Below are 21,077 nucleotides of genomic sequence, written 5' to 3' on the forward strand. Positions count from 1 at the left end.
TGGCGAAATCTTAGCTATAAATTAAGTTTTGCTCAATCTTGGATTGAGCAATTTATTCCCTGGATTCTTATAGAGACTTAAGCAATTAACTATAATTTACGCTCACAAATCTGAAGCTCTGCGATCAAACAAAGCATCTTGCACGCCACATCGGGCGCTCAACACGAGCACCCGATGCGCATTAGGTACTCAGCGAGCGGGTGGCGCGTAAACGCCTGGGCCATAGCCGGGCGCATAGCCAGGCATATATCCGGGCACCGGCGCATAGCCCGGATGACCATAGGGCGTGGTCGGCATGGGCATCGCCTCACGCATCTGACCCCAGTATTGACGCATCCGCTCTTCAGCTTCGCGGCGCATGGCTTCGTGTTGCACCATCATCTCAGCGCGTTGCTGTTCACGCTTGGCGGCCCAATCGCTGACCGAAGCCGGTGCCGGATCGGTTTGCGCCGACGCGGGAGCCTGAACCGGAGCGGGCATCTGTGTTGCTTGTGGAGCCAATGGCTGCGGATACTGCGGCAGAGCCATCTGCGGCGCGGGTGCCGCTGGAGCTGGTTGCAGCGGTTGCGTCATCTGCGGTGCAGCGGGCGGTGGTGCGACCGGAGCCGGAGCGGTAGTCTGCGCCGGTTCAGTCGGAGCCTTGAGTGCAGCGGCTGCATAGCTCGCAGGCGGCTGCTGTGGGGTCTGGTATGGCATCGACGTCGCGACTGGCTTGGCAGCCGGCGGTTGCGTGGTCGCGGCTGGTGCCGGTGCGGTCTCAGCCGGTGTGGTGTCGGTTTGATCCGATAACCCGGGAATCGGTACTGGACTGAGCTTGGCAAGCGAGTTGAGCACCGAGGTGGCCGAGGTCTGGCCGCTCTCTTGATCGACAGAACTCAGATAAACATAGCCAAAGCCGATGACCGCTGCCCAAAGGACGAGCTTGGGAAACCAGCTCAAACTATTGGAACGCGCTGGGGCTTTTTCTTCGGAACTAGACATGGTGTGTCACTCCCGCCGCGAGGCGAATACAAGGCGATTAAAGGGGATTTCAGTCTAAAGGGTGGAACTTGCATCGAACCGATCTCAACCGGCGTTTTTTTAGTCCGCGACCGCCACGGCCTCCAAGACCGCTAACACCCGCGTGACACATCGGGCGAGATTTTCCTCGATCTCCTTCATGGTAATGACGCTGCCACTCTTGCCGGCGGCCCAATTCACGACAAACGCGAAACTGGCATAACAGAGGTCGAGTTCACGCGCCAGACTCGCCTCAGGCATTCCAGTCATGCCGACGATATCGCAACCATCACGTTCATGGCGTTGAATCTCAGCGGCGGATTCCAGACGTGGCCCTTGCGTTGCCGCATAGGTACCACGCGGCACCACCGTCTCACCGACCTGCGCACAGGCGGCCAACAGTGCCTGACGCAAGGCGGCGCAATAGGGTTCGGTGAAGTCAATATGATCAACACCGCCGGTAATACCATCGTGAATGGTGTGCTCGCGCCCGTGCGTGTAGTCGATGACCTGATCCGGCACCGCCAGCACACAGGGGCCGAACTCGGATGTAATACCACCGACGGCGGCCAGCCCGATGACGCGATCCGCTCCCGCCGCCCGCAATGCCCAGAGATTGGCGCGATAATTGACGCGATGTGGCGGCAGATGATGCGACGGCCCATGACGCGGCAAAAAGAGCACCTCGCGGTCGGCGAGTCGTCCGCGTGTCACGGATGCCGAGGTTGCGCCATAGGGCGTATCAATCGGCTTAGATTCGATTTGTGTTAAAGCAGGCAGGCTGGTGAATCCCGAGCCGCCGATGATTGCAAGAAGACCCATGCGCACACCATGTTCTTAAAGTTCTGAAGTCTACCGGAGAGTGCGGTTAGCTTCCAGTTACCAGCTTTCTGCGTTTTTCAGCGTTTTCAGCGGCCAACAGTCCATCTGACACACAGGGTACGCATCAGTTCTGGTCGCACCTCCCTTCCAGCATTGGCCCAGAAACGCGGCCTGTCCCCGTGGTCGTGGTAGAATTGGTCGGCTAAAACATCACGCCTGCGCGGTCACGCGCCCGCTTCCTGCCGCGCACCTCTAAAGTCGGTTTATCACGCCCATGCCAGATTTCGCCAAAGAAGTCCTGCCTATCAATCTCGAAGACGAGATGCGCCAGTCTTATCTTGATTACGCGATGAGCGTGATCGTCGGACGCGCCCTGCCTGATGTCCGCGATGGGTTGAAGCCAGTCCATCGGCGGGTGCTGTTCTCGATGCACGAACAGGGTAACGTCTGGAATCGTGCCTATCGCAAATCGGCACGTGTGGTCGGTGATGTCATGGGTAAATATCACCCGCATGGCGACGCGGCGATCTACGACACGATGGTGCGCATGGCCCAGCCGTTTTCATTGCGTAATTTGCTGGTGGATGGGCAGGGAAATTTTGGTTCAGTCGATGGCGACCCACCAGCGGCCATGCGTTACACAGAAGTGCGGATGACGCGCATCGCCGATACGCTACTCGACGATCTGGACAAAGAAACCGTCGATTTCACGCCAAACTACGACAATACCGAGCACGAACCGACGGTTCTGCCAGCGCGTTTTCCCAATCTGCTCGTCAACGGCTCTTCGGGCATCGCCGTTGGCATGGCGACCAACATCCCGCCGCACAATCTGCGCGAAATCATCGACGCCTGTCTCGCCATTATCGACAACCCGTTGGTGAGCATTGACGACCTGATGGAGATCGTCCCCGGGCCGGACTTTCCGACTGCTGCGCTCATCAATGGGGTACGCGGCATCCGCGAAGCCTATCGCACCGGACGCGGACGCTGCGTGATGCGTGCCCGTGCCACCACCGAAACCCAGAAGCGCAGTGGACGCGAAGCCATTGTGATTACTGAAATTCCCTATCAGGTCAACAAAGCGCGGCTGCTCGAACGCATCGCCGAGTTAGTCAAAGACAAGAAAATCGACGGCATCGCGCAAGACGGTCTGCGCGACGAATCCGACAAAGACGGTCTACGCATCGTCATCGAACTTAAGCGCGATGCCCATTCTGAAGTGCTACTCAACAATCTGTATCAGCACACCCAGCTCCAGCAAGTGTTCGGGATCAACATGGTCGCGCTGGTCGATGGCCAGCCGCTGACGCTCAATCTCAAGCAAATTCTCGAATATTTCTTGCGTCATCGCCGCGATGTGGTCACGCGCCGCACGCTCTACGAACTGCGCAAAGCGCGTGATCGAGCGCATGTGTTGGAAGGCTACGCGATTGCGCTGGCCAATATTGACGCGGTGATTGCGACCATCAAAGCCGCATCAAATCCCGCCGAGGCGCGGGAACGGCTGATGGAGCGTCACTGGCCGCCGGGCAGCGTCACCGCGATGCTGGCGCGAGCTGGAGCCGATCACACCCGCCCCGAAGCCCTCGACGCCTATTTTGGTCTCAGCGATGCTGGCTATCGACTCAGCGAGCGGCAAGCGAAAGCCATTCTCGATCTGCAACTGCACCGGCTCACTGGACTCGAACAGGACAAAATTCTCAAAGAATTTGAAGAGATTTTAGAAACTATTGTCGCACTGCTGCTCATTCTCTCTGACCCCGAACGGCTGATGGCGGTCATTCGTGAGGAATTAATTGCCGTGCGCGATCAGTTTGGCGATGCACGGCGCACCGAAATTCAGGTCGATCAAACGGATTTGACCCTAGAAGATTTAATTGCACCTGAAGAAATGGTCGTCACGCTCTCGCATCAGGGCTATGTCAAAACCCAGCCGATCAGCGATTATCAGGCCCAAAAACGCGGCGGCAAGGGTAAGAGTGCGACGGCGATTAAAGAAGAAGATTTCATTGATCGCATCTTTGTCGCCAACACCCATGACACCGTGCTGTGTTTTTCCAGTCGTGGACGGGTTTATTGGCTCAAAGTGTATGAATTACCACAAGCTGGACGTGGCGCACGCGGCCGCCCGATGGTGAATTTGCTTCCGCTGGAAGCTGGTGAGCGTATTACCACGCTGTTGCCGGTACGTGATTATGAAGATGGTTCATTTGTATTCATGGCCACCAGTGCCGGCACGGTGAAAAAAACCCCGCTGACCGATTTCTCGCGCCCACTGACACGCGGCATTATTGCGATTGACTTGCGCGAAGATGAATTATTAGTCGGCGCGGCAATTACCCGAGGCGAGCAAGATTTAATGCTCTTTACTTCGGCGGGTAAAGCGGTGCGGTTTTCGGAAAGTCAGGTGCGTTCAATGGGGCGCGGTGCGCATGGTGTGCGCGGCGTCATGCTGCAAGCCGGTCAGCAGGTGATTGCGCTGGTGGCACCGGAAGAGGGTGGCACCGTGCTCAGTGTCACAGAAAATGGTTATGGCAAGCGCACTGATGTTAATCAATTCCCGACCAAAGGGCGCGGCACTCAGGGCGTGATTGCCATTGATACCGCCGAGCGCAATGGCGCACAGGTTGGGGCGATTTTAGTGCATCCGGGCGATGAAATTATGTTAATTGCCGATGACGGAACCTTGATTCGCACCACAGTTGATCAAATTCCGGTTGTCGGACGCAATACCAAAGGCGTTAAATTGATTAACCTCGGCGAAGGTCAGCGATTGGTCTTTGTCGAGCGCATCGCCGCTTTAGAGGGTGATAAAGAACACGATAGCGACGACACCGCCGCCGATTCGGAAGCATAAACTGCGAAATGTGAACCGCAAAGGCGCAAAGAACACGAAGATTTTAAATAATTAAAAAACTTTAAATCCCTTTGCGTTCTTTGCGCCTTTGCGGTTTAAAACTGTATCCAAACAATTAGAGGTATCAGAATGGCTCGTGTCTATAACTTCAGTGCTGGCCCCGCCATGCTGCCGGAAGCAGTGCTGAATCAGGCCCGCGACGAGATGCTTGATTGGCGCGGCAGTGGTATGTGCGTGGCCGAAATGAGCCATCGCGGTAAGGAATTTATGGCGATTGCCGCCGAAGCTGAGGCCGATGTGCGCGAATTATTGGCGATTCCAGCCAATTATAAAGTCCTGTTTTTACAGGGCGGTGCATCGCTACAATTTGCAATGATTCCGATGAATCTATTGCGCGGTGCTGAGAGTGCCGACTATCTTAATACCGGCTCATGGTCGAAAAAAGCCATTGCTGAGGCGCGTCATTATGGCAAGGTGCATGTTGCTGCCACGACCGAGGCAAGTAAATTCACGTGCGCTCCCGCTCAAGCTGAATTAAATCTCAGTGCCGATGCGGCCTATGTCCATTACACGCCGAATGAAACCATCGAGGGCGTTGAATTTCCCTATGTCCCCGAAATCGGTGACAGACCGCTGGTTGCCGATATGTCCTCGACCATTCTGTCGCGTCCGATTGATGTCGCAAAATTCGGATTGATTTATGCCGGTGCGCAGAAAAATATCGGGCCGGCTGGTCTGACGATTGTGATTGTGCGCGAGGATTTAATCGGTCAGCCGATTCCGGGCACACCGACTATGCTGGATTATAAAATCCACGCCGATAATGAGTCGATGTATAACACTCCGCCGACCTATGCGTGGTATTTAGCCGGGCTGGTATTTAAATGGCTTAAAAATATGGGCGGTCTGGCGGCGATGGCTGAAATCAATGCTCGGAAAGCGCAAAAGCTGTATGACATCATTGATGCGTCTAGCTTTTATAGCAATCCAGTCGCGCTATCGGATCGTTCGTGGATGAATGTGCCGTTTACGCTGGCGAATGCTGAACTCGATGAGCTGTTTTTAAAAGAAGCGAAGGCCGCCGGATTAACCACGCTCAAGGGGCATCGCTCAGTCGGCGGAATGCGGGCAAGCATTTATAACGCCATGCCCGAAGCTGGTGTGGATGCGCTTGTGGCCTTTATGCAGGACTTTGAGCGCCGCAACGGTTAATTCGGCGAGCGCACGCGGTTCCTTGATTAGCGTCGAACCGTGTGCGCGTCCCGCTTTTTTTTGATTACTAACCGCCCCACTGCCTAACGATTCCAGCCGCCCCGTGTCGAGAAAATCCAAACCGCTTCCCGCGCCCATCGAGGCCGATATTCTCAGCCTGACCCATGAAGGGCGCGGCCTCACGCGCATTGACGGCAAAACCGTGTTCGTCGATGGCGCATTGCCCGGCGAGCGCGTGCGTCTGCGCTATACCCGCGTGCAACGCCGCTTCGACGAAGCCGAGGTCGAAGCCGTGCTCACCGCCTCACCCGACCGCATCGCCCCGCACTGTGCGCATTTTGGCGTGTGCGGCGGCTGTGCGCTCCAACATCTGCATCCCGAAGCGCAAATTCGCATCAAGCATGAGAGTTTGCGCGATGTGTTGGAGCATCTTGGCAAGGTCACGCCTGAACGCTGGCTCGCTCCACTTACCGCCGAACCCTGGGGCTATCGCCGCAAAGCGCGGCTCGGTGTGCGCCATGTTGTCAAAAAAGGCCGCACGCTGGTTGGCTTTCGTGAGCGGCGCAACAGTTTTTTAGCCGATCTGCATCACTGTCCGGTGCTGCATCCGCAGGTCGGCGAGCGGCTCGACGTGCTGGCCGCGACCATCGACCGGCTGAGTATCCGCGATCAGGTGCCGCAGATTGAACTGGCGATGGGCGATGGCCCCTGTGTCTTGGTGTTGCGCGTCATGCAGCCGCCGACAGCCGAGGACATCGCGCACCTGCTGGCACTCGGTGAGCGCGAAGGTTTCCACCTCTATTTACAAGAGGGCGGTATCGACAGCATTCGCCCGCTGCCCGGTCAAGCCGTCGATCTGCATTACAGCCTGCCTAATCACGGCGTTGAGATCGGCTTTTTGCCCAGTGATTTCACGCAGGTGAATCTGGAACTCAACCGGCGGATGATCGATCAGGCGCTCACGCTGCTCGATCCATCACCCGAGGCGACGGTACTGGATTTATTCTGCGGATTAGGCAATTTCACCCTACCGCTGGCGCGGCGAGCGGCGACGGTGGTTGGCGTCGAAGGCGATGCCGGACTGGTCGAGCGGGCGCGGCGCAATGCCGAACGCAATGGCTTGAGCAACGTGCAGTTTTATCTCGCTGATTTACAAGCTGAATTGAGCGACGCCGCACTCTGGACGCGCCAGCCGTTTACCCACGCGCTACTCGATCCGCCGCGCAGTGGTGCTTGGGAGGTGCTCGACTGGCTGCCACGTCTGGGCGTCGAGCGATTGGTCTATGTGTCCTGCTATCCGACCACCCTCGCGCGGGATGCCGAACGGCTGGTTCACACTCTCGGCTATCGTCTGCGGGCGGCGGGGGTGATGGATATGTTCCCGCACACCAGTCATGTTGAGTCGATGGCGCTGTTTGAGCGGGTGCGCTGATCGGCATAGCGCGTCGCGGTACGCATGGTCGCCTTGTTCAGCACCATGCCCAAACATTGCGTGCCGAGCAATTCATGGGCATACCGCAATTCAGCGCGACTCACCTGTCCAGCTTCCACCACCAGCAACACGGCATCCAGATGCGGCAGCCAAGTCAGCGCCGCATCTGTACCCAGCGGCGGCAGATCGAACAGGATGAACCCGCCGAGCGCGTGTGCAGTCAGTGCTGCCAGCGCCGCCGCTAATCCGGGCGCGGCGAACAGGTCAGCCGTGTCTGCAAATGCCTGACCGCCGGGCACAATCGTCAGGCGCTCCAGACCTGACGGCAGGATCAATGGGGCCAATGCGCGTTGCCCGAGCACGCATTCGCTCAAGCCCGGCGCATCACTGGGCGCAAAATACTGCCCGAGTGTACGCTGCGGCAAATCAGCATCGACTAAGCACACCGCTTGCTGTCTGTCCCGCGCCAAATTGATCGCCAAATTGAGCGCCGTCGTTGTCTTGCCCGCACCGGCATTGAGGCTGGTGATCGCCAGTGTACGCAGGGCAGTCGCGTGCAACAGCGGCACCAACTGCGCACCGAGCTGTTCATAGGCTTCGCCAACGCCGCTGTACACGCTGGCCAATCCCAACGGATCATCCAGCAACAGCATCGACCCGTGCGCTGGATTCGGCAGCCCAGCCAGCGGCGGTTCTGGTGCGGACGCTGGATAGTCCGATGCAGTCGTAACCGTAATCGGACGTGGCGATGCCGGCTGCATCGGTTGTACGTGCTGCACCTGATGCAACTGCCGCTCGGCCCGCGCCCGCTCCATCGCTTTACGCAAGCGTTCCATCGTCAATTCCGCTCCATCTGCTTGGAAATCGCGCTCGGTAGCGCCTGCCACAGCCGCGCCCCGAATATTTCCAGCGGCATGACCAACTGTTGAAAAATACTCAGCGCCGCCAGCGTTAACATCACGGCGAGCATCCCCCGCACCAGCGTGCGCTTGATCCGCGCCTGACGTGCCGCCGCAGTCTCGATATACGGAATCACACCCAATAGCGGAATCGGGGCCGCAGCGTGCAACGCTCGCACCCCGCGCAGACCGCCGCCGCATCGTTCCAACCACGTCAACGGCAGCAGACTAGCCGCCACCGCCAATAGCACCCCAACCCCAAGCCAGGCGAAACGCTGCACCGCGTCCGGTTGAGTCGGAGCCGGTGGCGATTGGAGCAGCGTGAACCGTGCGCCCTGCTGCTCACGGGCCAGCGACTGCGCTTGTTCAGCATACAAACTGCGCTCACGCAGCGCCCGATACTTGGCGACGGTCTGTTGATAAGCCGCTGTCACTGCCGCAACCGCTTGCGCATCGCTCGGCTGTTGCTCCACGGCTGATAGCTGGGCTTGCAGCGCGGTGATTTCGGCGGCTAATTGTTCGGTCGCGGCATGCAATGGCGGCGGTGGACTGTGGTTAGAACGCGAGGCAGTTTCATTTTCGCGCAGAAACAGCGCCGCCAATTCCTGCGTCACACTCTGGGCAACATGCGCCGCGGGATCGCGGAACGACAGCGTATAGGTGACGGTGACTTGGCGCGGCTCGCCGGCTAGCGTCGGACGCAGCGCGATGTCTGTCACCTGCACAGCGAGCTGCTGGCGCAACTGCGCCTGAGCCGCCTCCAAATTCGCACGCTGGCGCAAATTAGGATAAAGCGCCTGCTGTTCGATCACGGCGGCTAATTGGCTAGGCGACAGCACGCGCTGACTGATCAGCCGCAGACGGTGTTCGACATGCTGGCGCATCTGCGTCGGCGAGGTCGCCAGTTCTGATGGCAGCATCAGCGGCTCGATTCGCAGGGTCGCAGTCGAGCGATACAGGGGCGGAATCAATGGGTTGAACAGCGCCCAGAGCGCCCAGACGAGCGCGACTGGCACCATGATCGGCCAGCGGCGACGCATGAACGACCGGCGGTCTTTACTTGATATGACGCGCTGTTTTTCCACAAATCTTACGCTCGACGCGGCCCGATAGAGTTGGATTGAGCGCACCAGTGGCGGTCTCCCGCACGGCTCAACGCGCATGCCCGATTGCGCGGTGCGCGGGCTTGATGTATAGTTTACCGCTTATCGAACGCTGAAGACGAGCCATCGTGTCCCGCACACTTGGCTAGATGCGCTTCGATTGCTGCCGGTTTCGGAGAGGTGTCCGAGTGGTTTAAGGAGCACGCCTGGAAAGTGTGTATAGGCTAAACCCCTATCGAGGGTTCGAATCCCTCTCTCTCCGCCATTCAATCAAGCTGTTAAAAGCAAGTCCCCCGCTACGCCTGAATTCAACATTTCCGACAGATTGCTGTCTGTCGGGCGGCGCACACCCATGACCACCCCCGAAACCCCACATCTACTCATCGTCGAGGACGAAGAACGGCTGGCGCGGCTGGTCGCCGATTATCTACGTGCCGCCGGGTATCGGGTGCAGCATCTCGCTGAGGGCAGCGGCGTAGTCGAGTGGGTGCGGCGCGAGCGCCCGGATTTGATCCTGCTCGATCTGATGCTCCCCGGCAAAGACGGGCTGGACATCTGCCGCGACATCCGCACCGAAAGCGCCGTGCCGATCATCATTACCACCGCACGGGTTGAGGAAATCGACCGCCTGCTCGGACTGGAACTCGGCGCGGATGATTATATGTGTAAACCCTACAGTCCGCGTGAGCTGGTGGCGCGGGTTAAAGCTGTCCTGCGGCGCACGCTGGCCGTTGAACCGCCGCTGGAATCGGGGCCGCTGACCTTGCTCCGCGATGAATTGCGGGTGCGTGCCGGTGACGGTGAGATCGAATTGACGGCGGTCGAATTTGCGCTGCTCGAAACGCTCTACAGTGCCCCAGGGCGGATCTTTTCGCGGGATCGGCTGATGGATCGCATCTATCGCGATCATCGCATTGTGTCAGATCGCACCATCGACAGTCATGTCAAAAAACTCCGCCGCAAGCTTGCCGATGTGGTACCCGATCACGAGCTAATTCATTCGGTGTATGGCGTCGGCTATCGTTACGAAGATCTGCTTCCAGCGGCCAGCGATCAGCCGCCAGCCGCTTAGGAATCGAACGCCGTGCGGTCGAGGATATGCCGCGCCCAGGTGCTGTGGGTGGCCAGTTCGCACATCGAGCCGCCGAATTTAAAGACCGCCTGCGTTGATTCATCGAGAATGCGTTGCGCGGCTTCCAGATCGGTCGGGGCGACGCGAAAGCTGGCTTCAATCAGCGGCAGTTGACTAGGGTGAATCGCCGTCTTGCCGCACAGTCCGTGCGCGATGTCGTCGCCCAGTTCGTCGCGTAAGACTTCAGGATGGTCAATGTGCTCAAACACTGGCGCGGTGAGCTGAAAGCCGTAGGGCTTAAAACAGGTCACCAGTTGCGCGATGGTCTGACCTAGCGGCGTGTGATAGATGGTGCGATCACGCGGACGCCGGATGCCGAGCAGCGCCAGCAGATCGTTACCGCCGATGCGCAGTGCCAAAATGCGTTCGTGATATCCGCGTTCTAGCAGATGCTCACGCAGGGCGATCATGCGCTGTGGCTCGAACACATCCCGCGTTTCGAGCGTCGGCATGTAGCGATGGGCGGACGCCGGACGCTGCGCTAAATACCGATCCGCATTGCTGAGGTCGAATTTCGGCAGCACAAAGCCGTCGAGCCGGTCAATTCCGGGCAGCGTCAGCAGCCAGTCGAGAATCTCCGGATTGCGCACGCGCACAAAGCGGAGCAGTGACGGGCGCGGTTCCATCTGGAGCAGACATTCGCGCAGATTGGCCAAGCCCGATTCCAGCGCCGTCGGCGCAACCGCATCTTCCGTGCAAAAAATCACCGAGCGCAGTTCCGGCCATTTGACCCCGTTCGCAATCTGCAACACGTCCCGATGCGTCACGGGCGCGTAGAGCGATCCGCCGAGACGATAGGCGTCAAGCATCGAGCACCCCTTTGATAAGCGAAATGGCCTGATAGGGCGCGGTGGGATCAACCTGACACAGCACCGCTTTTTCGTGTGCCAGTTCCAGCAAATGCGCAACTTCCGCTGCCGCTGGGTCGCGGATGATGACGCGCTCGGGCACGCGACGCAACAGCACGCGCGTGGCCTCACCGATGCCAGGTTTGATGAAATGAGCATTGTGAATGCCGAAGCGGGCGCGGATCGCGGCTAACAGCGCCGTCGAGCGGGCGCGGGCGCGGGTCGGATCGACCGGCTGGGCATTGGGCGTGTAACCAGCGGCGAGTTGTGCCCGCACAGCCGCCAGCACGGTGTCAATAAACCACACCGAGCAATCGGCAGCGGCAAAGGCCGGATCGCTCTGATAATTCACGCAGCCGTGAAAATCCTGCCGCCCGATCTGTTCGTTGAGAATCGAGCGACTGACCAAGCCCGAAACTGTGGCATTTAAGATGCTCGATGGAATCAAATAATCGTCATCCGTCGGCGCACAGCCAACCCCAGCTAAATCGGTCAGGGTATAGAGCGTCGGATCAAGATGGATGCCCTGATCGCGCTCGAAGGCAGTCAGCGAATTGCGTAGTTCGTGTGCGATCACGCCCTTGCCTGTCCAGCCATCGACGAACACCAGCCCAGCCGGATCCTGTCCGGCAGCATCGAGAATAAAACGCAGCGCGGTGCGGTCGATGCCTCGGTCGCGGATGATCGAGAGCGAATAATGCACCACTGTGCGTCCAAACACTTCGCGTAGCACATGCCGCAGTGCCACCCCGACCGGCGTTCCAGCCCGCATCAGTGACACCAGCGTGATGTCAGCCGGGCGGCGGGCCGCGATGATCGCCGCCAGATCGAGCACGCCCCGCGCCATCGGTTGCAGCCCCAGATGCAATGCCTGCTGAAACACGGACAGATAACGCACTGAGGGCAGGGATTCGCGACTGAGCAACTCGCTGTAATGGCGTTGACCGCTCTGAATGAGGCGTTCTTTAGCCGTGACATCAATGGGGTCGATGTCAATCGGTTTGAGCAGAAATTGCACCTCATCGGCGCGATAACTGCCCGAAAAGGGCGCGTTGTCAAATGACATGGACATAGACGGAAATCCGCGCATCGTGTGCCAGCTCACAATGCAATGCGCGACACAGTGGCCGCGAATAATTGTGAATCACGCGGCGTGATTGAATAATCACATTCAGCCATAAAAGCGGCATCAATCAGGCTATCGCCAATGCCGATGGTCAGCAGTTCGCCCCAGTCGCTTGTGAGCCGTTGCATCAAATAGCGCACGGCCTGTTCTTTGCCCAGCCAGCGCGGAAGAATGGCGAGATTATTGCCGTTGCGATGCAGGCGATAGTCAGCGGCGTGGTCAGCAACCCAGGGCGCGGCCAGTTCGTGTTGCAAGCGGTCGAGATCGGCGGCGCGGTCGGCGTGATATTTGGCGACCAGATAAAACGGAATGGCGAAATCTTCAATCAGCCGCGCACGAATCGCCAGTCCAGCGCGGGCGCTAAACGCCAGCACGTCCGCTAATAAAGCGTTGAGCGTAGCCTGTGAAGTCTGGGACTGGGCGGCCATCTGTGCCAGCCAGTCCGCATCCGGTGTGCCGTCTGGGGTGAGGATGACGCCACCATAGTCGATGATGCGCCAGCTTGTGAATGGCAGATCGACCCGACGCAGGGCAGCATGATCCCGCGCTGTGGTGGGGATGAGCGTGGACTGATCTTCCAACCACTGCCACAGCGCCCGCTGGCGCGACGTCATAAACGAATGCGCCTGCCCATCGGCCAAATAAGCCGCTGGATGCAAGGCGGTCGCGCTGGGGCATTTGGGGCGCGTCTGGAACAGGGTGTCATCCAGATCGAGGAAGATCAGTCGGCGCACCGGCTTAAACCAGCTCGAAGTCAGCCGGATTGAGCGCCAGTTCCATCGCAATCTTGCGGGCGACGCGCTTCTCGCTGTCGTCGAATTTACCGTCTGCGCCAGCGATGGCGATAATCAGGCGCATGATGAGGCGGGCGGCGTCATCCTTGCCCTTCATCTTGCGAATCGCGTCATAGGCTTTGGCTTCGCCGAGATCTTTGTCGAATTCGATCTGTGACATGATGTTTTGGAATGATTCGATGATCTCGTGACTCGAAAACACCGAGAGCGCCTCGTAATTTTCGATAAAACGCATCATTTTTTGCTTTTCGTCCGAGGAGACGAGGCCGTCAGCCATCGAGATCAGCACCGAACCGCTGACGGCGGCGTTGAGGAAGTCCTTGTTTTTGAACTTCATTGCTTCGGTCTTGAGTTCCGAGGCTTTCTGCTTGAGGTTGTTCAAAAAGTCTTGAAAGGCCATGTGAAGATTACCTAATGGATGGTGGGTTGAGGAACAGTTCGGATTGGGATGGGGGCGCGGCTGCGTGCTCGCGCCGCCAACAGGAGTATGGATTTTAACGCAAATTAGGCGGGATTAACTGGCGGGGGTGTCCAGGATGCAAGCGATAAACGTAATCTTACTGAAACTGCGTGTGGGGGTAGTGCCCCAATCTAAAGGATTTAAGATGCGTTCAATTTAGCTAGATAGCCATCCACTGGCTCAATTGATCCTACGAATCAGGGCGCTACCGTTTTTAACACGTCATCTCAATCATAGTGCGCATCTTTCCAGCGCCGGAGCGCGGTAAAAACTGCCGCCGGAGTTGTCAGCGAATGCCCGACTTGACGTTCAGCCGCTGCAATGACGCTCGGTTCCTGGGTGCGCAAAAACGGATTGGTCGCGCATTCCAGTGCTAATGATGTCGGGACGGTCGGCAGACCAGCGGCCCGCTGCTGTTGGGTGTGACGTAACCGCTTGGCCAGCGCCGCGCTCTCCGGCTCAACCCAAGCGGCAAATCCCAGATTAGCCAGTGTGTATTCATGCGCACAATAACACAGCGTTTCCGGCGGCAGCGCGGCGAGCCGTGCCAGCGCGTGTGCGAGTTGCTCAAAAGTACCATCGAACACCCGCCCGCAGCCGCCCGCAAACAGCGTGTCGCCGCAGAACAAACAGCCCGCGCCGAGATACGCGATGTGACTGGATGTATGCCCAGGCACTTCGAGCACCTGGAACGGCGTGGATAAGCCCGCCGGAATAAACCTCTCACCCTCATGGCGGCGTTGGGTCAGTGCGCGAATGCGGTCATCATTGGGGCCATTGATTTCAAGCTGTGGAAACGCGATGCGCAGTTCCTCTAAGCCGCCGATATGATCGCCGTGATGATGGGTGATGAGCACCGAGGTCAGCGTCAACTGCGCGGCCTGTACATATTCAAGCACCGGTTCGGCTTCACCAGGATCGACCACAACCGCGTTGCTGGCCCCTTCGGTCAGCAGCCAGATGTAATTATCTTCAAATGCTGAGATCGGCTGAATGTTGAGCATAGGCTAATGTGTATTCAGCAGGTCACGAAGCTGGAGCTTCGTGACCAGCGTGCTAAAAAAAGCTGGAGGCTGATAGCTAATAGCTGAAAGCTGGCCGCTATTCTTCCCGCAACCGCTGCAAAATCCCCGCTGTATCTAATCCCACGCTCGCCAATTGTTCGGCGTGTTCGGCGTGCTCAATGTAGCAATCCGGTAATCCAAGATGCACACAGCGTTTGAAAATTCCGTGTTCGGCCAATAACTCGGCGACCCCACTGCCCGCCCCGCCCGCGACCGCGTTTTCTTCCAGCGTGACCAAAATCTCATGCCGCGCTGCCAGATCGAGAATCAGCGCCGTATCCAGTGGCTTAACAAAGCGCATATCGGCAACCGTCGCGTCGAGTACCTCAGCCACTTCTAACGCTGATTTGACCAGCGGGCCAAATGCCAACAGCGCCAGCCGCGATCCTTTGCGCACGATCTCGCCGCGACCCAGCGGCAGTGCCGGAGCATTCGGGTCAATCGTCACGCCCGGGCCGGTGCCACGCGGATAGCGCACCAACGCTGGCCCTTCATATTCATACGCGGTTTTGAGCAGCCGCCGACAGTCGTTCTCATTCGATGGGGTCAGAATAATCAGATTCGGAATCGGACGGCAGAAGCTCAGATCAAAGCTGCCCGCATGGGTCGCGCCATCTGGCCCGACCAATCCGCCGCGATCCACCGCAAAGGTGACGTCGAGATGCTGTAACGCGACATCGTGAATCAGTTGATCGTAAGCGCGTTGCAAAAAGCTCGAATAGATCGCCACCACCGGCTTGAGTCCCTCGCACGCCAGCCCAGCGGCCAGCGTCACCGCGTGCTGTTCAGCAATGCCGACATCAAAATAGCGTTCTGGGAAGCGTTTGGCGAAAGCGGTCAAGCCTGAGCCTTCGCACATCGCCGGCGTGATGCCGACCAGACGCGGATCCGCCGCTGCCGTGTCATGCAGCCAGCCGCCGAAAATCTGCGTGTAAGTCGGCCCGGCGGCTTTTGATTTCAGCAACTGTCCGGTGTGGCGATCAAAGGGCGTCACGCCGTGATAGGTCACCGGTTGGCCTTCGGCTGGCTCAAACCCGCGCCCTTTTTTGGTCACCACATGCAGCAGCCGTTGCCCAGGCATCCCTTTGATATTGCGTAAGGTGTGCAGCAGCCCGTCGAGATCATGCCCATCGACCGGCCCGATGTAGTTAAAACCCAGTTCTTCAAACAACGTGCTGGGCATCACCATGCCCTTCATGTGCTCTTCCCAGCGTCCGACTAAATGGCGCAACTGTGGCATTCCGGCCAGCGCGTGTTTGCTGCCCTCGCGCACGGTGGTGTAGAGCTTGCCGGAGAGCAGTCGCGCCAGATGGTTGCTAATCGCACCGACCGGCGGCGAGATTGACATTTCGTTGTCATTGAGAATGACCACCAAATCGACATCCATCGATCCGGCATGATTGAGCGCCTCAAACGCCATGCCTGCGCCGAGTGCGCCATCGCCGATAATGGCGATCACCGTGCGCCGCTCGCCTTTTTGTTTCGCGGCCAGTGCCATGCCGAGCGCGGCGCTGATTGAGGTGCTCGAATGCCCGACGCCAAAGCTGTCGTATTCGCTCTCCGTGCGCTTAGGAAAACCGGAGATGCCATCTTTTTGGCGCAAGGTACACATCCGTTCGCGCCGTCCGGTGAGGATTTTGTGCGGATAGGCTTGATGGCCGACATCCCACACCAGCCGATCATGCGGCGTATCGAAGATGTAATGCAGTCCAAGCGTCAGTTCCACCACGCCCAGTCCGGCTGCAAGATGGCCGCCGGTTTTGGAGACGCATTCGATCAAAAACGAACGCAGCTCACTGGCCAGTTCAGGGAGTTGACTTTCGGACAGCATCCGCAGGTCAGTCGGGCTGTCGATCAAGTCCAGCAGCGAACGTCGGGACGCGCCGACGCCGGAATCGGTCAGGGTGCGATGTGGCATGGTTTTTGGCGGCTATCGTGTGACAAGCCGATTATCTTAGTGCAAACCTTGCCGAGGTGCCCAACCGATCACATCGACCAGCGCCTATCTTTGTTAACATAACGCTTCCGGCGTCGGGCCTTTTTTTGTTCAAGCACCTAGCCAACTGCGATGCTCCAGATTTACAACAGTTTGACGCGCCAGAAAGCGCCATTTCAATCCATCGAGCCGGGCCGTGTGCGGATGTATGTCTGCGGCATGACGGTCTACGATTATTGTCATCTCGGTCATGCGCGGGTGTTGGTCGTGTTTGATGTGGTGTATCGCACGCTCCGTGCTCGCGGCTATGACGTGACCTATATTCGCAATATCACCGATATTGACGACAAGATTATTCGCCGTGCCAATGAAAACGGCGAGCCATATCAAGCACTGACGGCGCGGTTTATTGCCGCGATGCGCGAAGATGCTGCCGCGCTCGGCGTGCTGCCGCCGACCGCTGAACCCTGCGCCACTGCGCATCTCGACGCCATTATTGCGATGGTACAAACCCTGATTGACAAGGGCTTGGCCTATGTCGCTGACAATGGCGATGTTTACTATGCCGTCAGTCGCTTTCCTGAGTACGGCAAGCTCTCGGGCAAAGATCCGGCTGATCTGCGGGCCGGAGCGCGGGTTGAGATCGGCGAGGCCAAACGCGATCCGCTCGATTTTGCGCTCTGGAAAGCCGCCAAACCCGATGAGCCGTCGTGGGATTCACCCTGGGGCGCGGGGCGACCGGGCTGGCATATCGAATGCTCGGCGATGAGCACCTGTGCGCTGGGCAATCATTTCGACATTCACGGCGGCGGGGCGGATTTGCAATTTCCGCATCACGAAAATGAGATCGCCCAATCCGAGGGCGCGACCGGCGAACCCTATGTCAACGTGTGGATGCACAATGGCTTCGTCCGCGTCAACGAAGAGAAGATGTCAAAATCACTCGGCAATTTCTTCACGGTGCGCGACATCTTGCAGTCTTATCGCCCCGAAGAAGTGCGCTATTTCATCCTCACCAGTCATTACCGCAGTCCGCTCAACTATGATGACAGTGCTCTGCAACAGGCGCGGGCGGCCTTGACGCGGCTCTATACGGCGCTGCGTGGACTGCCCGAAGCGGCCCCGCTGATCGCTGATGACTATAGCGCCCGCTTTCAGGCCGCGCTGGATGATGATTTCAACACGCCCGTGGCACTCGCGGTGCTGTTTGAGCTGGCGCGGGAAATCAATCGCCTACGCACGGAGTCACCCGAACTGGCCGCCGCGCACGCCGCGACCCTGCGCGAGCTAGGCGGATTACTCGGACTGTTAGCAGCCGATCCCGACAGCTATCTACGCGGCGGCGCGGCCAGCGATAGTCCGAGTGATGCCGAGATCGACGCACTGATTGAGCAACGGCGGCTGGCGCGGGTGAACAAAGATTGGCCTGAAGCCGACCGCCTGCGCGAGGCGCTCACCGCCGCTGGCATCGTGCTGGAAGACGGGCCACAGGGCACGACTTGGCGACGCGGTAGCTAAAAAACACGTCGCCTGATTCCGCACGCTGATCTAGGCATCCGGTCGCGCCATTGCTTAAGTCTGGATCATGGTTGCAGCTGGGCGCGACTGAGCTGACTGCGCCGCGCCCGAATCGGCTGGCACGGCGCGTTGTTTTCCACACCCTCAGAACGAGATAAATAAAATGAATAAGCACAAACTGTCCCGTTTGGCGATTCTAGGTCTGCCGCTGCTGCTGGTTGCACTCAGCGGCAACAGCCAAGCAGCGGGCGTCAGCTTTGCGAAACACGTCAAGCCGCTGCTGGACAAACATTGCACGGAGTGTCATCGCAGCGGTGGCGAGGGAGCGACCAAGAGCGGCTTTTTGATCGAGTCCTATGACAGCCTGATGAAGGGCACCAAATTTGGTGCGGTGATTGTGCCTGGGGATGCGGTATCGAGCAGTCTCTATCGCCTGCTGGCCGGTGAGGTCGATCCCTCGATTCGGATGCCACACAACAAGGATCCGCTGCCAGCATCGGATATCACCATTGTTGAAAAGTGGATCAATCAGGGCGCGAAGAACAACTGAGGCGCTGTCGGATGCGCTCCCGCTCCGCCCAGTTGGGCGGGGCAGTTGCCAGCATCATCCCCCCCGCTTACACAATCCTCGCTCAACGGCGATCACTGCGGCCTCGACCCGCGAATGCACCGTCAGCTTGCGCAAAATTGCTTTCACATGCAGCTTGACGGTTCCTTCAGAGATGCCTAACTCGTGTGCGATGGTCTTGTTACTCTGTCCCTCGGCGAGATGACAGAGAATCTCTTGCTCACGCGGGGTGAGGGAATCTGCCGTGCTTGTCGTGGCTAACGCGGGCGGCTTGACCGCACCGCGCACCGCCCGCGCCAGCACGCCGGTCAACTCCGGTGCAACTACGGTGCGCCCCTGCACAATCTCGCCGAGCGCGGCAATCAGCGCATCCGGTTCCATATCTTTGAGCAAATAACCCTGCGCTCCGCTTTGCAATGAGTCGATCACATCGCGTTCTTCGGCGCTGGTAGTCAACATCGCAATCGGCATCGCGGAATAAACCGCCCGCAACTGGCGCAACAGCTCAAGTCCGGTCAGGCCCGGCATCCGCATATCAAGCAACACGACATCGGGCGCAGTTGCGGCCACACGTTCGAGTCCGGCGCTCGACTCGCCGACAGCGGCCACAACCTCGATGCCGCGTCGCTCAAGCAATTCCTGAAGCCCAAAGCGGAACAGGGCATGATCGTCGATTAACAGCACACGCATCGGCTTCAAGGTTCCAAGCTGGGGGTGGGGCGCACGGCACGCCGGTTGACATCGAACACGACTTCGACCCGCGTGCCTTCGCCTGGCTCACTCTCGATGCGCAATTCAGCCGCAATGCGCCGCGCCCGCTCTTCGAGAATCGCCAAGCCGATTCGCTCGCCGGGCGGCGATTGCGCATCTGGTGGCCGAAAGCCGATGCCGTCATCTTCGATCAACAGCACATGCCGCCCGTCGCGCTCGCGGGTTAAAAGCACGCGCACGGTATGTGCTTGAGCGTGTTTGCGAATATTGGCCAATGCTTCTTGGGCGATGCGCAGCAATTGCAATTCTTCGGTCGCCGAGAGTTCAAATGGGCGACTGTCGTTTTGGAACAGGACATGCGCTCCGGTCTCGCGTCTGAGCCGTTGGGTGAGTTTTTCCAGCGCCGGTACCAGCCCGCAGCGGTCAAGCGGGGCGCGAAAGCTGGCCAACAGCTCGCGCAGTTCGGTGTGCGCTTCGTCGAGTCCATTGCGAATCCGCGCTAAATCATTGCGGGCTTCAGTGCGAATCGGGCAGCCAGCCAGCGCGTCATCGAGCATCCGAAACTGAAAACGTAAACTGGCGAGCGTCTGCGCGAGCGAATCATGCAGCTCATGGGCGAGGGCATTGCGTTCTTCGATGATTGACAGCCGCCGCGCTTCGGCATCGGATCGCTGCTTGGCGATGGCCACGCCGAGATGATGACCGACGGTAAACAGCAGTTCCAAAATATCTTCACGGCCCTGCAAGCCCGGGCGGTCGATAAAGAGCGTATAGACGCCGAGCAGCTCATCACGATGTTCCAGCGGCACCGTCACCACATCGATTTCCGAACGAGCGAACATCCGCCGCCCGTAGAGACGCGAGCAATAGCGGGCATTGTTGTCGCACAGAATATCGCCCGGTGCGAGCACATTGCCGCACAAGCACAGATCGACCGGCGTCAGATCCGATTCGCGCACCAGATCGTCATTCAGCCCGATGGAGCCGACCAGCCGCCGTGCGCCATCGGGCAGCACGAGGCGCACGGTCGCGGCGCGGGCGTTAATCATTTCTTTGAGTACGCGCAAAAAACGCAACAGCAATTCTTCGACGCTTTCAGTCTGATGAATGCCGGCGGCGACATCGTAGAGGATTTTGAGCGAGGCGGTTTTTTGCGCGAGGCGGCGCGTCTGGCGGGCAACGCGGTTATCCATATCGTCATAGAGGTCGGTGAGTTCCTCATTGAGACTGCGGATATCTTGAGCGATGCTACGCAGGATGCCGGTTTCGGTCAGACAATCGCTGGCCCCGGGTTCGCCTTGACAGACCTGCATCAGCGAATATTCGAGCCGCGCCAATGGATAAAGCAACCGTTCGCGGAGCCGTTGCGCAATCACCAGCGCCGCACCGAGCGCCAGCGCGAGTAGCGTAGCGAGCGCCAGCAATGCTACGGATGTTGTGACCCAATCTGGCCAGATCAGCACAGCAGCCAGCCACAGCGCCGCGCCGAAGAGCATCAGCGCGAGCCACCACAGCGGGCCGCTCAACCCGCTGGCACGACCTAGCTCGCGGACACGCGCAGCTAATGCGGGCTTATAACGGGTGGTCATCACA

18 protein-coding genes and 1 tRNA gene are annotated in these 21,077 nt (G+C 58.7%); 7 read left to right on the top strand and 12 right to left on the bottom strand.

Features of this window, described 5'->3' with window-relative positions; all coding sequences use genetic code 11:
* Window positions 1-189 precede the first annotated feature (189 nt).
* On the bottom strand, window positions 190-981 hold the full coding sequence (locus BLW10_RS09595) for a hypothetical protein (RefSeq protein ID WP_091334266.1): 792 nt from the start codon (window positions 979-981) through the stop codon (window positions 190-192).
* A gap of 99 nt (window positions 982-1,080) precedes the next feature.
* A complete protein-coding gene (locus BLW10_RS09600; protein ID WP_091334268.1) occupies window positions 1,081-1,821 on the bottom strand; it encodes an S-methyl-5'-thioinosine phosphorylase in 741 nt (246 codons plus the stop codon).
* 274 nt (window positions 1,822-2,095) lie between these two features.
* Here BLW10_RS09600 and gyrA point away from each other — a divergent pair, with 274 nt between their 5' ends.
* From gyrA to rlmD, 3 genes are all read left to right on the top strand, one after another.
* Window positions 2,096-4,681: a DNA gyrase subunit A gene (gyrA, locus tag BLW10_RS09605; protein WP_091334270.1), complete on the top strand. Its 2,586-nt coding sequence runs from the start codon at window positions 2,096-2,098 to the stop codon at window positions 4,679-4,681.
* 129 nt (window positions 4,682-4,810) lie between these two features.
* Window positions 4,811-5,893: a 3-phosphoserine/phosphohydroxythreonine transaminase gene (serC, locus tag BLW10_RS09610; RefSeq protein WP_091334272.1), complete on the top strand. Its 1,083-nt coding sequence runs from the start codon at window positions 4,811-4,813 to the stop codon at window positions 5,891-5,893.
* Between the two features lie 103 nt (window positions 5,894-5,996).
* Entirely contained in the window at window positions 5,997-7,325 is a 1,329-nt protein-coding gene (rlmD, locus tag BLW10_RS09615) for a 23S rRNA (uracil(1939)-C(5))-methyltransferase RlmD (RefSeq protein WP_091334273.1), read from the top strand.
* On the opposite strand, the gene BLW10_RS09620 is transcribed toward rlmD, so the two are convergent.
* Window positions 7,286-8,212 (bottom strand): tyrosine-protein kinase family protein, encoded by a 927-nt coding sequence (locus BLW10_RS09620; protein WP_177169044.1) that lies wholly within the window; start codon window positions 8,210-8,212, stop codon window positions 7,286-7,288. The two genes, rlmD and BLW10_RS09620, sit on opposite strands and share 40 nt — an antisense overlap.
* Window positions 8,164-9,264, bottom strand: coding sequence for a GumC domain-containing protein (locus BLW10_RS13995; protein WP_177169045.1), 1,101 nt, complete (start codon window positions 9,262-9,264; stop codon window positions 8,164-8,166). The genes BLW10_RS09620 and BLW10_RS13995 overlap by 49 nt, the downstream gene beginning before the upstream one ends.
* A gap of 237 nt (window positions 9,265-9,501) precedes the next feature.
* Between BLW10_RS13995 and BLW10_RS09625 the strand changes: the two genes are divergently transcribed.
* Both BLW10_RS09625 and BLW10_RS09630 read left to right on the top strand, forming a co-directional pair.
* Window positions 9,502-9,592 (top strand) — tRNA-Ser (locus BLW10_RS09625).
* 87 nt (window positions 9,593-9,679) lie between these two features.
* Window positions 9,680-10,399 (top strand): response regulator, encoded by a 720-nt coding sequence (locus tag BLW10_RS09630; RefSeq protein ID WP_091334276.1) that lies wholly within the window; start codon window positions 9,680-9,682, stop codon window positions 10,397-10,399.
* On the opposite strand, the gene BLW10_RS09635 is transcribed toward BLW10_RS09630, so the two are convergent.
* From BLW10_RS09635 to dxs, 6 genes are all read right to left on the bottom strand, one after another.
* Window positions 10,396-11,268 (bottom strand): HpcH/HpaI aldolase/citrate lyase family protein, encoded by an 873-nt coding sequence (locus BLW10_RS09635; protein ID WP_091334278.1) that lies wholly within the window; start codon window positions 11,266-11,268, stop codon window positions 10,396-10,398. The two genes, BLW10_RS09630 and BLW10_RS09635, sit on opposite strands and share 4 nt — an antisense overlap.
* Window positions 11,261-12,379, bottom strand: coding sequence for a cysteine protease StiP family protein (locus tag BLW10_RS09640; RefSeq protein ID WP_218139713.1), 1,119 nt, complete (start codon window positions 12,377-12,379; stop codon window positions 11,261-11,263). Before BLW10_RS09640 ends, BLW10_RS09635 begins: the two co-directional genes overlap by 8 nt.
* 29 nt (window positions 12,380-12,408) lie before the next feature.
* The gene (locus BLW10_RS09645) at window positions 12,409-13,167 is read right to left on the bottom strand and encodes an HAD family hydrolase (RefSeq protein WP_091334280.1); all 759 of its coding nucleotides are present in this window, start codon (window positions 13,165-13,167) and stop codon (window positions 12,409-12,411) included.
* Window positions 13,168-13,171: 4 nt separating this feature from the next.
* Window positions 13,172-13,627: a tellurite resistance TerB family protein gene (locus BLW10_RS09650; RefSeq protein WP_091334282.1), complete on the bottom strand. Its 456-nt coding sequence runs from the start codon at window positions 13,625-13,627 to the stop codon at window positions 13,172-13,174.
* Between the two features lie 287 nt (window positions 13,628-13,914).
* Entirely contained in the window at window positions 13,915-14,691 is a 777-nt protein-coding gene (gene gloB / locus BLW10_RS09655) for a hydroxyacylglutathione hydrolase (protein ID WP_091334284.1), read from the bottom strand.
* Window positions 14,692-14,788: 97 nt separating this feature from the next.
* Window positions 14,789-16,669: a 1-deoxy-D-xylulose-5-phosphate synthase gene (gene dxs / locus BLW10_RS09660; RefSeq protein ID WP_091334286.1), complete on the bottom strand. Its 1,881-nt coding sequence runs from the start codon at window positions 16,667-16,669 to the stop codon at window positions 14,789-14,791.
* Window positions 16,670-16,819: 150 nt separating this feature from the next.
* Between dxs and cysS the strand changes: the two genes are divergently transcribed.
* Together cysS and BLW10_RS09670 are read left to right on the top strand one after the other, a co-directional pair.
* Window positions 16,820-18,205, top strand: coding sequence for a cysteine--tRNA ligase (gene cysS, locus BLW10_RS09665; RefSeq protein ID WP_091334287.1), 1,386 nt, complete (start codon window positions 16,820-16,822; stop codon window positions 18,203-18,205).
* A gap of 163 nt (window positions 18,206-18,368) precedes the next feature.
* Window positions 18,369-18,755, top strand: coding sequence for a c-type cytochrome domain-containing protein (locus BLW10_RS09670; protein WP_091334289.1), 387 nt, complete (start codon window positions 18,369-18,371; stop codon window positions 18,753-18,755).
* Window positions 18,756-18,809: 54 nt separating this feature from the next.
* Here the strand turns inward: BLW10_RS09670 and BLW10_RS09675 are convergent, their stop codons facing one another.
* Window positions 18,810-19,463 (bottom strand): response regulator, encoded by a 654-nt coding sequence (locus BLW10_RS09675; protein WP_091334291.1) that lies wholly within the window; start codon window positions 19,461-19,463, stop codon window positions 18,810-18,812.
* A 5-nt stretch (window positions 19,464-19,468) separates the two neighbouring features.
* A complete protein-coding gene (locus BLW10_RS09680; protein ID WP_091334293.1) occupies window positions 19,469-21,073 on the bottom strand; it encodes an ATP-binding protein in 1,605 nt (534 codons plus the stop codon).
* Window positions 21,074-21,077 lie beyond the last annotated feature (4 nt).

Origin of the sequence: Allochromatium warmingii (genome assembly GCF_900107145.1) — a bacterium.
GTDB classification, from domain to species: domain Bacteria; phylum Pseudomonadota; class Gammaproteobacteria; order Chromatiales; family Chromatiaceae; genus Thermochromatium; species Thermochromatium warmingii.

Excerpts from the sequence above, each read along its gene's own strand:
- BLW10_RS09595 (WP_091334266.1), bottom strand. The coding sequence starts at position 981 with ATGTCTAGTTCCGAAGAAAAAGCCCCAGCGCGTTCCAATAGTTTGAGC.
- BLW10_RS09600 (WP_091334268.1), bottom strand. The coding sequence starts at position 1,821 with ATGGGTCTTCTTGCAATCATCGGCGGCTCGGGATTCACCAGCCTGCCT.
- gyrA (WP_091334270.1), top strand. The coding sequence starts at position 2,096 with ATGCCAGATTTCGCCAAAGAAGTCCTGCCTATCAATCTCGAAGACGAG.
- serC (WP_091334272.1), top strand. The coding sequence starts at position 4,811 with ATGGCTCGTGTCTATAACTTCAGTGCTGGCCCCGCCATGCTGCCGGAA.
- BLW10_RS13995 (WP_177169045.1), bottom strand. The coding sequence starts at position 9,264 with ATGCGTCGCCGCTGGCCGATCATGGTGCCAGTCGCGCTCGTCTGGGCG.
- BLW10_RS09630 (WP_091334276.1), top strand. The coding sequence starts at position 9,680 with ATGACCACCCCCGAAACCCCACATCTACTCATCGTCGAGGACGAAGAA.
- BLW10_RS09635 (WP_091334278.1), bottom strand. The coding sequence starts at position 11,268 with ATGCTTGACGCCTATCGTCTCGGCGGATCGCTCTACGCGCCCGTGACG.
- BLW10_RS09640 (WP_218139713.1), bottom strand. The coding sequence starts at position 12,379 with ATGTCCATGTCATTTGACAACGCGCCCTTTTCGGGCAGTTATCGCGCC.
- BLW10_RS09650 (WP_091334282.1), bottom strand. The coding sequence starts at position 13,627 with ATGGCCTTTCAAGACTTTTTGAACAACCTCAAGCAGAAAGCCTCGGAA.
- gloB (WP_091334284.1), bottom strand. The coding sequence starts at position 14,691 with ATGCTCAACATTCAGCCGATCTCAGCATTTGAAGATAATTACATCTGG.
- dxs (WP_091334286.1), bottom strand. The coding sequence starts at position 16,669 with ATGCCACATCGCACCCTGACCGATTCCGGCGTCGGCGCGTCCCGACGT.
- cysS (WP_091334287.1), top strand. The coding sequence starts at position 16,820 with ATGCTCCAGATTTACAACAGTTTGACGCGCCAGAAAGCGCCATTTCAA.
- BLW10_RS09670 (WP_091334289.1), top strand. The coding sequence starts at position 18,369 with ATGAATAAGCACAAACTGTCCCGTTTGGCGATTCTAGGTCTGCCGCTG.
- BLW10_RS09675 (WP_091334291.1), bottom strand. The coding sequence starts at position 19,463 with ATGCGTGTGCTGTTAATCGACGATCATGCCCTGTTCCGCTTTGGGCTT.
- BLW10_RS09680 (WP_091334293.1), bottom strand. The coding sequence starts at position 21,073 with ATGACCACCCGTTATAAGCCCGCATTAGCTGCGCGTGTCCGCGAGCTA.